The sequence below is a fragment of the Trinickia violacea genome (assembly GCF_005280735.1).
GTDB lineage: Bacteria > Pseudomonadota > Gammaproteobacteria > Burkholderiales > Burkholderiaceae > Trinickia_A > Trinickia_A violacea.
Map to the genome: position 1 here is coordinate 3013259 of NZ_CP040078.1, position 16355 is coordinate 3029613.

Genomic DNA, 16355 nt, shown 5'->3' on the forward strand with positions numbered 1-16355 from the left:
GTCTTGGTCGCCGGATGGACCGAGCGTGTCTTTCAAGGAAGCCGGCTCATCTCCGCGTCCGGCGCTCAGTGCGAATGTCTGGGATTGCCGCGCTCTGCGATCACTTTCATATAAAGCGTAGCGGGTTCAAGGCATCCGCCTGTCGAAAGCTGGCCGACGGTCTGACGGTACAGCTCTTGCCACGGCGTTTGCGCGAGTGGGACTTCGAAACTCCCCGCCGCGCGACGGCGCGACAGCTCTTCCTCGTCGACGAGCACGTTCACGCTGCGCGCGTTGAGGTCGACACGGATCCGGTCGCCCGTGCGCAGCAGCGCAATGCCGCCGCCGACGGCCGCCTCCGGCGACATGTTGAGAATCGACGGGCTAGCCGAGGTGCCACTCTGCCGGCCGTCGCCCAGGGTCGGCAGCGAGACGACGCCTTGGCGCACGAGTGCCGCTGGCGGCGCCATGTTGACCACTTCGGCGCTGCCCGGATAGCCTACCGTGCCGGCGCCACGAATGACGAGGATGCAGTGCTCGTCGATCTCGAGCGAGGGATCGTCGATGCGTGCGTGATAGTCCTCCGGACCATCGAAGACGATCGCTCTTGCCTCGAAGGTATTTTCCGCGCCGGACTGGCTGAGATAAGTCTTGCGAAACGCATCGCCGACTACCGACATCTTCATGATGGCGCTGTCGAAGAAGTTGCCCGACAGCACGATGAAGCCAGCGCCGTGCTTGAGTGGCTCTCCGGTTGTCTTGATGACGTCGCGATCGGGTTCAGGCGCATCCTCGGCAATCTCGCCGATAGTCTGGCCTGAAACGGTGAGGCACGCACGATGCACGAGATTGGCTCGCGCAAGCTCCCGGAGCACGGCCGGCACGCCGCCGGCCCGATGAAAGCTCTCGCCAAGATATTCGCCGGCCGGCATGCAGTTGACGATGAGCGGTACCTGCTCGCCGACGCGTTGCCAATCGTCGAGACCGAGTTCGACGCCTATGTGACGCGCAATGGCGATGAGGTGCGGTGGACAGTTGCTCGACGCTCCGAGCGCCGACGCCACGACGATCGCGTTTTCGAAGGCTTGCTTTGTCAGGATGCGCGACGGCTTCAGGTCTTCGTGGACCATGTCGACAATGCGCTTGCCGGTCGCATACGCCATCTGGCCGCGCTCGCGATACGCGGCAGGAATGCTCGCGCACCCCGGTAGCGACATCCCAAGCGCCTCCGCGAGACTGTTCATCGACAGCGCCGTGCCCATCGTATTGCAGTGTCCGATCGACGGCGACGACGCGGTCGTCAGCGCCATGAAGCCTTCATAGTCGATATCGCCCGCGGCGAGCAGATTGCGCGCATGCCAGATGACCGTGCCCGAGCCGACGCGCTTGCCTTGGTGCCAGCCATCAAGCATTGGCCCGCCCGATAGCACGATCGCGGGCATATCGACCGTCGCGGCCGCCATCAGACACGCCGGCGTGGTCTTGTCGCAGCCCGTCGTAAGTACGACGCCATCGAGCGGGAATCCATGCAGGATTTCAACGAGACCGAGATACGCGAGGTTGCGGTCGAGCGCGGCCGTCGGTCGGCGGCTCTGCTCGGCAAGCGGATGCACGGGAAACTCCATGGGAATGCCACCTGCGTCGCGGATGCCAGCCTTGGTGCGCGCCGCCAGTTCGATGTGGTGACGATTGCAGGGTGCAAGATCGCTGCCCGTCTGCGCGATGCCGATGATCGGCCTGCCGGACTGCAACTCTTCGCGCGTGAGCCCATAGTTCATGAAGCGCTCGACATAGAGCGCTGTCATATCCGCATGCGAAGGATCATCGAACCATTCCTGGCTACGAAGGCGACGTACGGTCGATTGGGGCATGCGCTGTACTCCGTTCTAATGTCTTCAAACAACGTGTTGCCGGAGGCCATACGCTTCTGACACTTCCATCAGAGCAATCACGTTCCCGGCGTTACACTAACGTTATCGATAACGCTTCAACCGGCACATTAGCATGCAGGGAGTGCTCGTTCAAGATGGTGGAAGCGCACGTATTACCGAGCGGTCGTGCTCTTTGAGCTGAAATTGTCAAAAAACGCCCTCAGCACCGACGAACTTGAGACGCGCCAAAAAGCGGCTTCATTTGCGCGTACAAGACTCGAAACGATGCAAGCCGTTCCAACAGGGTCTCGTGTCGCCCGTTCCCTAGAATCGCGGGACGTGACGGACGGTCATTGACGTCTAGGAGAATAATTGAATCGCGCTTAACAGCTGTTATCGCAAGCACGCAAACGTTTCCCTCTACACGAAAAGTCGCTTCAAACTAGTCAAATCACGTCAGGGGTGAACCGACAGGGCACGGCTTCTTACCGAAAACTCTAAATCCTTTGGAATGCTTGCCGTTATTAACAGCCAAGCACCCATTAAAAGGGGTTCGTCCGGATCGGCACCATCGCTGGCAGCCGCGCCGGCGAACGTCGGGTCGCAAAGCGATCTGAGCACCGAGACTTCGAGCAAAAGTGGTGGTAATTGCAAAAAGAATTCGGCTTTGCTCGGTAACAAACCTAAGAACACTCCTCGAGAAAAAAAGATGAAACGACTTGCAGCTAGCCGCCTGCGCCGGACGGCCATTGCCTCGCTGAGCCTGTTCCTCGCCGCCTGCGGCGGGAACGGCGATTCACAAGAAGCCACCAGCCACACGATCAGAGGCACCCTTTCTGGTCTCGACAGCGGTCTGTCGATCAAACTGCTCGACAACGGGACTGACACGCTGACGCTGACGGCCAACGGCTCCTTTAGCTTCGCCACGCCCGTTGCGACCAACAACGCTTATGCCGTGACAGTGGGCACGCAGCCGCTGTGGCAAAACTGCTCGGTGACCAACGGGAGCGGCACCGCCACGGCCAACGTGACGAATGTGGCGATTTCATGCGCTTTCCCTTCGGCGCTCGTGGTGACGTGGGCCGGCTCTACTACGTCCGGCTCTACCAACGGCACGGGCACCGCTGCTTCGTTCAACGCTCCGACTCACCTGGCGCTCGACGCAAGCGGCAACATCTACGTGGGCGATTGGGGCAACAGCGTGATCCGCAAGATCACACCGGGGGGCGTAGTGAGCATCCTGGCCGGCACCGCCGGGGTGACCGGCTCGGCCAACGGCGCCGGCGCCGCCGCGACGTTCAACAAACCAGAAGGCGTAGCTGTCGACGCGAGTGGCAACGTCTACGTGGGCGATCGATTCAACAACGAAATCCGCGTGATCACGCCGGCGGGGGTGGTCAGCACACTGGCGGGTTCCACTACGGCTGGCTCGGCCAACGGCACGGGCACCGCTGCGTCGTTTAACTGGCCGAGTGGCGTCGCGGTCGACACGAGCGGCAACGTCTACGTGGCCGATGCCTTCAACAACGAAATCCGCAAGATCACGCCGGCAGGGGTGGTGAGCACACTGGCCGGCAGCACGACGAGCGGCTCGACCGACGGCACCGGCAGCGCCGCGTCGTTCAAGAATCCGTACGGCGTGGCGCTCGACGCGAGCGGCAACGTCTACGTGGCCGATACCTTCAACAACGAAATCCGCAAGATCACGCCGGCGGGGGTGGTGAGCACATTGGCCGGCAGCACGACGAGCGGTTCGGCCGACGGCACCGGCAGCGCCGCGTCGTTCAATCATCCCTACGACGTGGCGCTCGACGCGAGCGGCAACCTCTACGTTGCCGACGGCGACAACAACGAAATCCGCAAGATCACACCGGCGGGAGTGGTTAGTACGCTGGCGGGTTCCACCACGGCTGGCTCGGCTGACGGCACGGGTACCGCCGCGTCGTTTAACCTTCCGTTCGGCGTAGCGGCTAGATCAAACGGCTTCGTCTACGTCGGCGATGCTAACAACAACGAGATCCGTGTAATCACGCCCGCGCCGTAAACGGGATCCGCGGATACCGCACCCGTGGAAGCGCGCTTCGGCTTGCTGCTCCTGGGACCCTGCGACGTGACCGGCGGCCTTCGTGGCCGCCGTATCCGTCGCTCGCTAGCCGGCATCGTTGGACTCGCTCGATACCGCATGAGCATCAAAAGCGCCGGTTCGTGGCGTTCCGGACCGGTCACCGGGCAGTGACCGCGGTTCGTAAAGGATTACACGCCGCTATTGTGAAATTTCTTCGAGCGCGACATCACGCGTTCTTGGGCCCAACGTGCCGATCGCGATCATGACAATCGCCATCGCCGACGCAATGAAAACAAAGACGCCTGTCACGCCGAAGTCCCTTAGCACGCCCGCGATGATGAACGCCGTGAAAATCGCCGAAAAGCGGCTCCACGAATACACGAATCCGACCGCGCGAGCGCGTATGCTCGTGGGGAACAGCTCGGTCTGGTACGCGTGGTAGCTATAGGAAATGATGTTGCCCGCGAGGGTCAGGCACACGCCGAGCGAGACCAGCAGAACAGTGCTCGCCGCCTGGCTGAACCACAGTCCGCAAGCGACATTGACGCCGGCCATTGCAACGATCACCGACTTTCGTTCGAAACGATCGCCAATATACAGCCCGATCATCGGTCCGAGCGGCGCTGCAACGGCAATGATGCTCGAGTACATCAGGCTGGTCGTGACCGTAATGCCCTGCTTGATGAGGAGCGTCGGCACCCAGTTCGCGAAGCCGAAGTAGCCGATGGTCTGAAACACGTTGAAGACGATCAGCATAATCGTGCGACGCCGATACGGCGGCACCCACATATCGGCAAAGCGCCCATGCACCGGCACCGGTTGCGCCATGGCGGGCCGCGGCAGCGGCTTGCCGCACTCGGCCTCGACGGCCCGCTCGAGCTTCGTCATCACGCGATCGGCCTCTTCGAGCCGCCCCTTTTGCGCGAGCCAGCGCGGGCTCTCCGGCAAGTGCCGGCGAATCCACCAGACAAACACCGCGCCGTGCGCGCCGGTCAGCACCACCCAGCGCCAGCCGTCGATGCCGAACGGCGCACGCGGCACCAGCCACCAGGAAAGGAAAGCGACCACCGGCACGGCGGTGAACCCGACGGCCTGTTCACAGGCGAACGCGCGGCCGCGAATGTGCTTGGGCACCAGCTCGGAAATGTAGGTGCCGATTGTCACGAGCTCAACACCGATGCCGACGCCCGCAAGGAAGCGCCATGTGTTAAGCCCGGCCGCTGAATGCTGGAACGCCATGACGACGTTTGCGGCGACGTACCACAGCAGCGACCAGGTGAAGATCGCCCGCCGGCCGAACCGGTCCGCGAGGAAACCGCATGCAATCGTGCCGACGAACAGTCCCGCGAAAAGCGCCGCGATGAAACTCGCGATTCCTGTCGTGCCGAAGAGGCCGTGCGTCGTCGGGGTCAGCAGGCCGCTCCTGACGAGACCAGGCGCGACGTAGCCCGTGTAAAGCAGGTCGTATAGTTCGAAGAAGAATCCGAGGCTGAGCAGCGCCACCTGCTTCCATATCGTGCGCGTCGCGGGAAGCCTGTCGAGCCGCGCCGAGATGCTGCCGGCGCTCAACGCGTCCGATGCCGCGCTCTGCGGACCGCAACCCGCCGAGCCATTCACGTGGCGCGGATCGGCCGCATGCGCTGAAGCAGCGCGTGCGACAGCGTCAGGCGATGCGATCGCCTTGTCGGACGGTGTCATCAATGTCTCCTTTGTCGATCAGAGTTGACGCTTTATCGTGTCGGCCTTCATCTGATTGGGTGCTTATGCCGCCGGATGCGGGAAATCACAGTCATGCAGACATGTTCATCGGGCCTCGCGCTGGAGCGCTTCGAACGTCGTGATGCGGCCGGCCAGTGCGCTCGCGGCCACGGTGTACGGACTTGCGAGCCAGACGTCGCCCGGCCCGGAACGCCCCGGGAAGTTGCGGTTGATCGCGCTGATCGTCACGTCATCGGCGGTGGTCGATTGGCCGGGGCCGCAGTTCGCGCAGGAGCCGCAGCCAGGCATCACCAGGGTCACGCCGGCTTGCTCGAAAGTCGGCAGATAGCCGCGCGCCTCGCAGTAGTCGCGCACGGCAAGCGTGCCGAACTGGAGGAACAGTCTGGTATGCGGTGAGACGCGCCGCCCGTGGTCGAGCCCCCAGCGCAGCACTTCGTGATAGAAGTCGAAGTCGGCGCGCTTTCCGGCCGTGCATGAACCGCCGTAGGCTAGATTGACTCTTACCTCCTGCTCCAGCGCGCCGGCCGCCACGCCGTTTCCCGGATCGCCCGGACGCGCGAGCATGGGCTCGATCTCATTCGCGTCGATATGAATGACGTCGTGATAGACGGCGCCCGGGTCGCTTTTCATCCACGGCTCGATGACGAAATCGATCCCGCGCCGTGCCTTGAGGAATGCGACTGTCGTCTCATCCGGCTCGACGATGCCGGTGAAGCCTCCGAGCTCTGCGACCATGTTGGTGAGCGTCGCGCGTTCGTCGATCGACAGCTCGCGCACGGCCGCACCGCCATATTCGAACACGAGGCCGATCGCGCCGCCGGACCGGATCCGCTCCATCTGCAGCAAATGCAGCACGAGATCCTTGGCGGTGACGCCCGCGCGCAGCCTGCCGCTCACTTCGATGCGCAGTGTGTGCGGCACCTTGCAGCGCACGTAGCCCGTCACCCAGCTGTTGGCAATGTCGGTCGCACCCGCGCCGAACGCGAGGCAACCGAGCGCGCCCGAATGAGGCGTGTGCGAGTCGGTCCCGACGACGACCTGGCCCGGCAGTGCGTACTTCTCCGCCATCAGCGCGTGACAGATGCCCTCCGAGCCGGGCTCGCCATTCAGTTCGCCATGCGCGCGCACCGCGTATTCGCGCGCGAAGGTCGTGTGCCCCTGCGTCAGGTTGGCCACACCGGGCAGCAGCCCGTCACGCACGTGAGGAACGCTTTGTGCAGCCAGCACCAGATGGTCCTGGAACGCGACGATGTGATCGGGTGCAACTAGCGGAGCCGGCTTGCCGAACGCGCGGTGCATCAGGTGCGCGCACATGCCGGTGAAGTAGTCGTGGCTGAACCGCCAGTCGGCGGCGATGAACACACCGTCGCCGCGCGCCGCTGCCCCGGCGCCCGGATGCAGGTGTCGCGCAATGATCTTCTCTACCAGCGTGCACGGCGGGGCCGTTTGATCACCAAGCGTTTCGCCCGGAGCAGGCCAGTCTGCGAACTGACTGTAGGCGAGCAGGCCGCCGCTGCGGATGATGCGCTGCGTCAGCGCATCGCGGCCCTCGAGGAACGCTTCGATCGGCACTGCCTCTCCGGCGAGAAGACGGTCGAGCACGGTGAAATCGGTGGTCGTCAGGATGCCGATGTTGTCGCAGTTCTGCTGGTAGATCCGCTCGAAGCTCTCGGCGACGATCAGCTCGATGCCGGCGGAGAGCTCCGCGAGCGGGCTCGATTCACGCGACGAACCTTTTCCGTAGCGCTTGCCGGCCACCGTGACCTGAAAGCCGCCGTTGCGGATCGCGTCACGGCCGATCGGCATCCGCTCGCCGGCTTTGAAGCCGACATACGGAAACTGTCCCAGACGTTCGTCGTAGGTCAGCATCACCGTCACGGGTGTGATTTCGTCTGTCGATACGTTGTCCCTCAGCGGTGCGGCGTCGGCCAGCAAGACCGCGCGGCCGGCCAGTTGCGCGTCGATGCAGCCGGAGTCCTGCGAGAGATACAGCACGCGGCCGGTCAGTCGAAACGAATCTTCCATGGCGTCTCCTCCTGGTCACGAATATAGCGGCCGTGCCGCGTGCCCCGAAGTGACGTCTTGGCACGTCAGCCGTCTCGATTCGGCACGAGGAAGTTCACCAGCGCCGCCGCGCTCGCACTGAGTTCCTCGCGCGCGCGGAACAGGACGACGAGCCTGCGCGCTGCCCAGGGCTCCGCGAGCGGCAGCAGATTCACGTCGAGCGCATTCACATACAGCTGCCCCACCTGCTCCGGCACCACGGCGATGCCAAGCCCGGCATGCACCATCCGGCACAGTGCGTCGAGGCTTCCGACGCGGATCCTCACGTCGAGCGTATGGCCGGTCTTCGTCGCCTCGGCGGCGAGCATCTTCGAGAGCGTACTTTCGCCGCGCAAGCCGACGAAGCTCTCGGGCAGGAGGTCGGCAAACCGAACCTGTGCAGCGGCCGCCAGCCGGTGCCCGCGCGGGACGATCACCGACAGCCGGTCGTTCCGGTACGGAAGGGACTCGAATGCCTCGATGCCCGCGATGGCATTGCAGATCCCGAAGTCCGCTCGGCGCTCTTCGATTGCGCCCAGGACGTCCGCGCTGTGCTGTTCTTCGAGATCGATCTGCACGGCAGGAAAGAGCCGCTGGAAGGCGGCGACATCCTCAGGCAAGAACTGCACGATGGAGGACAGGTTCGCGACCACTCGAACGCTGCCCTTCGCGCCGGAGAAGAATTGCGACAGATCGGCGCTAAGCGCCTCGACGTTTGCGATGATGGCCTGCGCATGCCTCAGGACCGTTTCGCCGACCGCGGTGATCGCGATCCCGCGCGACTGTCGCTGGATCACCGGCAGGCCGATCACGGCCTCGATTTCAGCGATTCGCCGGCTGACCGCCGACGGCGCAATAAACTCGCGCTCCGCTGCGCGCGCGATGTTCTTCTCCTGGCAGACGGCCACGAACAGCCGCAACGATGTCAGGTCGAGCTTCCTCAACAGGTTTTCCATGGGAAATGTCCCCGGGCTGAACGCGAAATTATGCAACATCGTCCGGTCGGGCACTTCCGTGCGTTGCAGCATCACACGTTTGTGCTTTACGCGCGCTATGAAGTGCCCCGGCTCGAATGGTGGCTAGGCCGATGATCTGATTTGGCCGGACTGGGGCTTGGCTGCCTTGCCGCCCGAACTTGCAGAGACCACCTGCGCCGACGACACAATTATTCCGCGCATTGGGCCTCTTGTCGCGCCACACGCGCGGCTCGATAGGAGCGCGCAATACGTTCAGATGCAAAAAGGCCGAGCCCTGCGCAATACAGGACTCGGCCCGATACAAACGATTCAGTCAGCGCGTCTATACGAGGCGCTCCTCACGTACAACTACCGCTCAACGATGTGAGTAGATGACGTCCTTGCTACCGACATCGCCGCGCGAACCGACTTGCGAAACACCGTTCGATACGCCACCGTAGGCGCTTTGCTGGTCAGCTCCCGTGTTTTGCGCGGCGATGCGGGCTAGCGCGGCCTGGATGTGGGTCGGATAGCTATTACGGTCATCCAGCGAGCTATAACCAGCATTATGCAACTGCACGAGTTCTTCGCGAACCTGCGCGCGTGTCACGGGTTGATTCTGCTGAGCAAAAGCGGCTAACGGAGCACCTATCAGCGCGGTAATAACGACAGCTGTAGCAAGTGATTTCATGGCAATGACCTCAGGAACGGTTTGTTGGGTTGCGCTGGAACGTCTGTTATGCAACCAGAAAACACAGTTTATGAGCGAGGCCGCCGCCAATAAATACGCATGCCAATAATAGATCGTTAAAGTGATTGAGACTAATCCGTACTGCATTGAAATCGCCGGTTCCATCAAGTTTTACCGGTGAAATCCATGATGTCAGAAAATGCAGCAGTGCAATACGCGTGAGTTCATCTATGCGACTTACACCGACTGATCTGACGGAGATCCGCAAGGGGATGCACATATCTCACTCATGCTAAAAGCCCTTGGTTCTTGGTTATGTGGAAGTTCGCTCGATCCGCTTCTCTGTGGGGCGGCAGCTCAGCCAGTCTGAATACCGATGCTGCATCTTTCAGACTCTGCGCTTGATCTTCGAGCGCGCGTGCAGCCGCTGCGGCCTGCTCGACGAGTGCAGCATTCTGCTGAGTCACCTCGTCCATCTGTGACACGGCCTGGTTGACCTGTTCAATGCCGCGACTTTGTTCTTCGGATGCTGCCGCGATCTCGCCGACGATGTCCGAAACCTGCTTAATCGCCTGTCTCACCTCCCCCATGGTCGCGCCAACTTCCGTTGCCTGCTTCGCGCCGTCCTGAATCATCTCGACCGACGTGCCGATCAACTGCTTGATCTCCTTGGCCGCGGCCGCAGAGCGCTGCGCAAGGCTGCGCACTTCGCTCGCAACGACCGCGAAGCCACGCCCCTGTTCTCCGGCGCGTGCAGCCTCGACTGCTGCGTTCAACGCGAGAATGTTTGTTTGGAAAGCAATGCCTTCGATCGTGCCGGTGATCTCCGAAATCTTGCTGGAGCTGCCACTGATTTCCTCAATGGTGCCGACCATGCTTTGCACTGCGTCATTGCCGACGTCGGCCATCTCTGCTGCTCGCATCGCCAGCGAATTTGCCTGGCGCGCGTTATCGGCATTCTGCTTCACAGTTTCCGTCAACTGGGTCATGCTCGAAGCGGTCTCTTCCAGTGACGCTGCCTGCTCCTCCGTCCTGGCGGAGAGGTCGCTGTTTCCAGCCGCTATTTCTTGAGATGCACTGGCAACAGACGAACTTGCAATCTGGATTTTCCGTACTGTCGCTGCCAGATTTTTAACGGTTGCATCGAGAGCATAGAGCAAGCTCGAGCGATCCCGATGCATCAGTTTCACATCACCAGTCAGATCCCCGCGGGCTAGGAGCGAAGCCACCTTTGCAGCATAGGCTGGCTCGCCGCCAAGCGTCCTCATGATGCTGCTCGTGATCTGCCAACCCACCACAAGAAGAACAACCAGCAAGGCGGCGGCCTCGCCCCCAAGTTTTAGGATGTCCGAGTAGAGGTCTGCATCGACGTCATCGATGTACATTCCCGCTACCAGCACCCATCCCCAAGGAGAAAATTGCGCAGAGTAAGTCAATTTCTCTTTTGCCACTTGCTCGTTAGGCTTGGGATACCAGAAATGGGTCAATCCACCGCCGCGTCGCGCAATCGCCATCATCTCTTGAACGATCATCATGCCCTGCCAGTCTTTTAGATTTGACAGATCCTTTCCCACTAACTGTGGATACTCCGGTGCCAAGATCTGGATCCCATTCTGATCGTAGGCAAAAAAGGCGCCGTTGCGGCTATAAGGTAAGGAATTGAGCTCCTCAAGCGCGGCTCGCTTAGCATCAGCCTCTGATTGCTTTCCGGATTGCGCAAGCTGATACTGACGATTGATGATGCCGACGCCCAGATCGACGACGCTATGCAACTTATCTTCACGCCCATCGATGACTCTTTGCTTGACTCGAACAAGGGCCGATCCGCTCAACACCATCAATCCGACAAGAGACGCGATGATCAGTATCAAGATGCGTGCCTTTACAGAGAGTTGAGTGAGTTTATTCATAGTCAGGTCCCATGCCTTGAGTATTTCCGGTGCGAAGATTCTATTAACGGTTCCGATCGGCTTCTGGCATGCCCTCTGCAATTTTCCGGCTCAGCCGCAAAATATCGACCATGCCAAACTCGCAAACGTCCGGCTCTCGCTCGCCACGTGACATCGCGATTTCACGCGATAAACGGTGTGCGCCGGTTCGCTCGCGCAACAGCAAATCGAGCGCCTCCACGAGGAGGGCTCGATCGTCGTCGGATATCGATGCAACAAGGCCCAGGTTGAATACAGACATGCTTTCCTCTCAAACGCGATCGTCGTCGGTGTAACGACTGTTTTCAGACTCAAATGGTCGTCCGCATATCGCGAGGTGTTGGCTAGCTCCCGGCCTTACTCGTCCCTCGTGCTTGCCCCGGGATTCCAGAATAAGAGGCACGCGCGTCCGCCAGGATCATCTCCGCCGCCTTCTCCGCAATCATGATCGTCGGAGCATTGGTGTTGCCCGATGGAATGCGCGGCATGACGGACGCATCGACAACCCTCAGCCCGTCAATGCCTCGTACACGGAGCGTGTGATCGACCACGGCGTCGCGGTCATTGCCCATCTTGCAGGTGCCTACCGGGTGATACATCGACTGCGCATTTGCGCGCAGGTACTCTGCGAGCTGCTCGTCGGTTTGATATCGGGTACCGGGCAACAACTCGCCCTCAAAGCCCTCACGGAACGGCGTTTGCGCGAAAATCCCACGGATGATGCGAATGCCTTCGATCAGCGGCTGCATATCGCGGCTGTCGGTCAGATAGTTCGCGACCATTGTCGGTGCCACCTTGGGATCCCGCGATCGAAGCGAGACGAAACCTGTCGAATAAGGCCTGAGCAACGTACAGGACGCTGTCACCGCGGGCGCGCTTTCGGCCTTGTACATGCCACCCTTGCTGATCATGCTGAACGGCCGCATCTGCACCTGCAGATCTGGCACGCTGGTATGCGGTCCGGACCGAACGAACAATCCGACCTGCGCGGCGGCTGACGTAAGCAATCCACGCCGAAACGCCAGATACCGAAGCACGTCGGGGATCATTCGCCAATTGCTCGCGATCATTTTGTTGATCGAGAACGAGGGATCGACGCTTGCCAAGCAATGCGCGTAGATATGATCCTGAAGATTGCTGCCGACGCCGGGCGACGCATGCTTGACCGATATCCCCAGCGAAAGCAGTTCTTCTGCGGGCCCGATTCCCGAAAGCATCAGCAATTGCGGCGTGTTGACAGCGCCCGCCGAAACGATCACCTGTCTCGCCGTCGCCTGCCGCGAGACGCCGCCGACTGCGTATTTCACGCCAGTGGCCCGCTTGCCCTCGAGCACGATGCATTCGGCCAGCGCATCGGTCTGAACGGTCAGGTTCGGTCTATTGCGCACCGGGCGCAGAAACGCGGCGGCAGCGGAATTCCGCTCTCCTTGATGAATGGTGAACTGAAGATAGCCCACCCCCTCCTGCGTGATCCCATTGAAGTCATTGTTCCTCGGAATACCCACGCGCTCCGCCGCCTCGACGAAAGCTTTCGACGCGGGATGCGGTTCATAAAGCGGCGAGACGTGCAGTTCTCCGCTGTCGCCATGCAATTCGCTCGCACCGAGGAAGTGGCATTCGCTGCGCTTGAAATAGGGCAGCACATCATCCCACCCCCACCCCGGATTGCCCAGCTCTCTCCACGCATCGTAGTCGGCTGCCGTTCCCCGCATGTAGACGTGCCCGTTGATCGCACTACTGCCGCCGAGCGTCTTGCCGCGCGGCCAAATGATCTTGCGGTTGTTCAACCCGGGCTCTTCATCCGAGGTGTAGCCCCAAGTCAGCTTCGGGTTAGCGATCACGCGAGGTACACCGGCTGGCACCTTAATCCAGACATTCCGATCTTCGCCCCCCGCCTCGAGCAACAGCACCTTGTTGCGCGGATCCTTCGAAAGACGATTGGCAAGCACACATCCGGCAGATCCCGCGCCGACGATCACATAGTCATAAGTCATGTTGGTCACGACAACCTCGCTTCAAGACGCACGGTGCGCCAGACGATCAGGGCCCACGCCCGCCAGAAAATACAGGTGGCAGCCCGCCGACTCGAAGCGGTAGCCGATGATCTCCTGATAGGCATCGGAAAAATAGAAATCCTTCGCACGCTGCGGCGTTTCGAATTCGAGGAGCACGACACGCTTGACGTTTCTGTCGCCCTCCACGACTGCCGGATCCCCGCCTGCAATCAGGAACGTGGCCCCGTATTGTTCGAGAATGGGCCGCACCCGAGGCATATATTCGGAATAGAACCGCTCCGAATCCTTGATATCGAGCTCGGCGAAGATGTAGCCCTTCGACATTTCCATTGAGAAACCTCATGGTCTGGTTGTTCAGTGCCCACCGAGATACGCAGAGCGGACCGCTGGGTTAGTTTTCATTTCATCCGTAGGTCCGTGAAGCGCAATGCGTCCGCTCTCCAGGACGTAGGCATAGTCAGAGACTTCGAGCGCGGCGGCAGCAAACTGCTCGACGAGCAGCATCGTGATGCCCTGGGCCTTGAGCCGTTCGATGATGCGAAATACTTCGTCCACGAGAATGGGCGCGAGCCCCATGGACGGTTCGTCGAGCAACATGACCTCGGGATTGAGCATGACCGCTCGCGCCATCGCGAGCATCTGCTGCTCGCCGCCCGACAGCGTGCCGGCGAGTTGGGCGCGCCGTTCCTTCAGGCGGGGAAAGAGATCCATCGCGCGTTCCAGATCGCCTGCGATATCGCCTTTGGTTCGGCACCCGGCAAACCGGCAAAACGCTCCAAGCTTCAGGTTGTCGACAACGCTTAGCGTTGGGAACACGCGCCGCCCCTCTGGAGAATGCGCGAGACCGCGGCGAGCGACGCGATACGAGTCCCATCCGGTCACGTCGACACCATCGAGCAGAACGGCCCCGGCCTTCGGCCGGAGCATGCCTGACACGGCGCGCATCGTCGTTGATTTGCCGGCGCCGTTCGAGCCGATAAGGCTCACTATCTTTCCCTTCGGCACCTCGAACGAGATGCCGTGCAGGACTTCCGTCGGCCCATATCCCGCGCTCAGGCCTTCAACGTTCAGCATGACGCCTCCCGACGTACGTTCCCGACGGGGGCTTCACCTTCCTGCGTATGCGTAGCTGAGGAAGCATCACGGGACGTTTCCTGCATGCCCTCCGAACCCAGATAAGCAGCGATGACCTTGGGATCGCGCCGGACTTCCGCTCCGTCACCCTCGGCGATCTTGTGGCCGAAATCCATTACGGTCACGCGATCGCAGATGCTCATGACGACGTCCATGTGGTGCTCGATAAGAACGACCGAAATGCCGTGCTCGCGAATCTTGCGAATGATCGCTACGAGATCCGGCAGTGCCGCAGGCGGTACACCGGCGGCCGGCTCATCCAGAAGCAGCAGGTCCGGGCCGAGCGCGAGCGCACGCGCGATCTCAAGGAGACGCATGCGTCCGTATGGCAAGTTAGATGCGCTCTCCCGAGCCACATCGTGCAGCCCGACGAATTCCAGCAGGGCGACCGCATGCTGCTGGGCCTCGCGAGCTTCGACACGGTAGCGGCGTGTGTTGAAAACGACATCCAGCAACGACGAACGAAATGTGTGATGCAGGCCGACGAGCACGTTCTCGACACTTGTCATGTCGCCGAAAAGCTGCACGTTTTGAAACGTGCGGGCAATCCCCGCGAGCGCGATAGCCGATGGATGCCTGCCTGCTATCGCATCGCCGTGGAAACGCACGGTGCCTGCACTCGGCGCGTAGACGCCGCTGAGCACGTTCATCATCGTGCTCTTGCCCGAACCGTTCGGACCGATCAGCCCGTGGACAATGCCGCTGGCAACGTCAAGATCCAACCCATCCAATGCCTTCAGCCCGCCAAACTGCATAACGATGCCCTTGGCTTCGAGCAGCGGCTGCCCCGCTGTTCTCTTGCGCACTGGCCGGAATGCGTGACGCACACCAGACAATGATTCCGCCGTCTTGACACTCGGCGTTGCACGACGTCGGCCTCCCATCGCCTGCAAGACATAACCCATGATTCCGTCCGGAAGGTAATAGACCACGCCGAGAATCAGCAAGCCAAAGATCGTGAGACGTTGCTGGGAAATGTCGTTCAGCGTGAAGGCGAAGACGAGAAATGCCCCGACAGCCACGAACGGAACGGCCAATTGCTTCGCCTTTATTTTCCCGCGCGCCAGGGCCGAGGTTGAATACAGCGCCACGGTCGCTGCAATGACGATCGTGATGTCCCGAAACAACGTGACGTCCGATAACAGGCCAGGCAAGCCGACCACCACGGCAGCGCCGACAATCGCTCCCGAGCGCGTTCTACGGCCGCCCAGCGTGATGCCAAGCAGAAACAGCGTCGCGAGTTCGAAGTTGAACGTATTCGGCGCGATATATTCCTCGGAAAACGCGTACATGCCACCCGCGAGCCCGGCCAACGCTGCGCTGGCGACAAAGGCGAGCACCTTGAAGCGAAGCACGGAAACGCCCATGCAATTGGAGGCGACCGGACTTCCCCGAAGCGCGACAAAGGCACGGCCAATGTGCGATTCGAGCAGACGCGACACGCCAACGAGCGTCAGTGCGACCACGATCAGCGTGAAGTAATAGAAATCGACTCCAGTCACCTGGTGCCCGAACACGACCGGCTTGAGCACCTGCAGCCCTTCGGGCCCGTTGGTCAGAAAGTCCATCTCGTTGAGCAAAATGCCCACGATGGTCCCGAAAGCCAAGGTGACCATCGCAAGATAGGGCCCTGTCACTCTCAGCGCGGGCACCGCAAGCAAGCTGCCGATAAACGCGGTGATCGCCATCGAGGCCGGCAGCACTGTCCAAAACGGAAGCCCGGCCTTCGCGAGCAACAGACCGGTGCTGTATGCGCCGACACCGAATAGTCCCGCGTGACCGAGGGATATCTCTCCGGTATAGCCGACCACGATATCCAGTCCGAAGAGCAAGATCGCATAGATGCCGATCACCGTCAGCTGATGAACGTAGTAAGGGTTTTGCACAAGCCAAGGGAACGCCGCCAACACGATCACCAAGGCTGCAACTGGAAGTTTCCTAATGCAGTCCATGT

General features: G+C 61.1%; 12 protein-coding genes. 1 reads left to right on the forward strand and 11 read right to left on the reverse strand.

The features are described 5' to 3' along the window. Positions 1–65 precede the first annotated feature (65 nt). Entirely contained in the window at positions 66–1850 is a 1785-nt protein-coding gene (locus tag FAZ95_RS35620; protein ID WP_137337063.1) for an IlvD/Edd family dehydratase, read from the reverse strand. Between the two features lie 709 nt (positions 1851–2559). Between FAZ95_RS35620 and FAZ95_RS35625 the strand changes: the two genes are divergently transcribed. Continuing rightward, positions 2560–3894: an NHL repeat-containing protein gene (locus FAZ95_RS35625; RefSeq protein ID WP_137337064.1), complete on the forward strand. Its 1335-nt coding sequence runs from the start codon at positions 2560–2562 to the stop codon at positions 3892–3894. A gap of 219 nt (positions 3895–4113) precedes the next feature. Here FAZ95_RS35625 and FAZ95_RS35630 read toward each other — a convergent pair whose 3' ends face one another. The 10 genes from FAZ95_RS35630 to FAZ95_RS35675 all read right to left on the reverse strand — a co-directional run bounded on the left by FAZ95_RS35630 (position 4114) and on the right by FAZ95_RS35675 (position 16353). Continuing rightward, on the reverse strand, positions 4114–5592 hold the full coding sequence (locus tag FAZ95_RS35630) for an MFS transporter (protein WP_437437802.1): 1479 nt from the start codon (positions 5590–5592) through the stop codon (positions 4114–4116). Positions 5593–5718: 126 nt separating this feature from the next. Beyond that, positions 5719–7659 (reverse strand): aconitase family protein, encoded by a 1941-nt coding sequence (locus tag FAZ95_RS35635; RefSeq protein WP_137337066.1) that lies wholly within the window; start codon positions 7657–7659, stop codon positions 5719–5721. A 65-nt stretch (positions 7660–7724) separates the two neighbouring features. Beyond that, positions 7725–8633 carry a LysR family transcriptional regulator gene (locus FAZ95_RS35640; protein WP_137337067.1) on the reverse strand — a complete coding sequence of 303 codons (909 nt, stop codon included), beginning with the start codon at positions 8631–8633 and terminating at the stop codon, positions 7725–7727. Between the two features lie 376 nt (positions 8634–9009). Then, complete coding sequence (locus FAZ95_RS35645; protein WP_137337762.1) at positions 9010–9324, reverse strand: DUF4148 domain-containing protein; 315 nt, start codon at positions 9322–9324, stop codon at positions 9010–9012. 287 nt (positions 9325–9611) lie between these two features. Further along, entirely contained in the window at positions 9612–11234 is a 1623-nt protein-coding gene (locus FAZ95_RS40605) for a methyl-accepting chemotaxis protein (protein WP_175425843.1), read from the reverse strand. 43 nt (positions 11235–11277) lie between these two features. After that, positions 11278–11514, reverse strand: a complete 237-nt coding sequence (locus tag FAZ95_RS35655; RefSeq protein ID WP_137337068.1) for a hypothetical protein — start codon at positions 11512–11514, stop codon at positions 11278–11280. 82 nt (positions 11515–11596) lie between these two features. Next, the gene (locus tag FAZ95_RS35660) at positions 11597–13246 is read right to left on the reverse strand and encodes a GMC family oxidoreductase (RefSeq protein WP_137337764.1); all 1650 of its coding nucleotides are present in this window, start codon (positions 13244–13246) and stop codon (positions 11597–11599) included. A gap of 21 nt (positions 13247–13267) precedes the next feature. Then, positions 13268–13597, reverse strand: coding sequence for a DUF1330 domain-containing protein (locus FAZ95_RS35665; RefSeq protein ID WP_137337069.1), 330 nt, complete (start codon positions 13595–13597; stop codon positions 13268–13270). A 24-nt stretch (positions 13598–13621) separates the two neighbouring features. After that, on the reverse strand, positions 13622–14341 hold the full coding sequence (locus tag FAZ95_RS35670) for an ABC transporter ATP-binding protein (protein WP_137337070.1): 720 nt from the start codon (positions 14339–14341) through the stop codon (positions 13622–13624). Further along, entirely contained in the window at positions 14335–16353 is a 2019-nt protein-coding gene (locus FAZ95_RS35675; RefSeq protein WP_137337765.1) for a branched-chain amino acid ABC transporter ATP-binding protein/permease, read from the reverse strand. Before FAZ95_RS35675 ends, FAZ95_RS35670 begins: the two co-directional genes overlap by 7 nt. Positions 16354–16355: the final 2 nt, after the last annotated feature.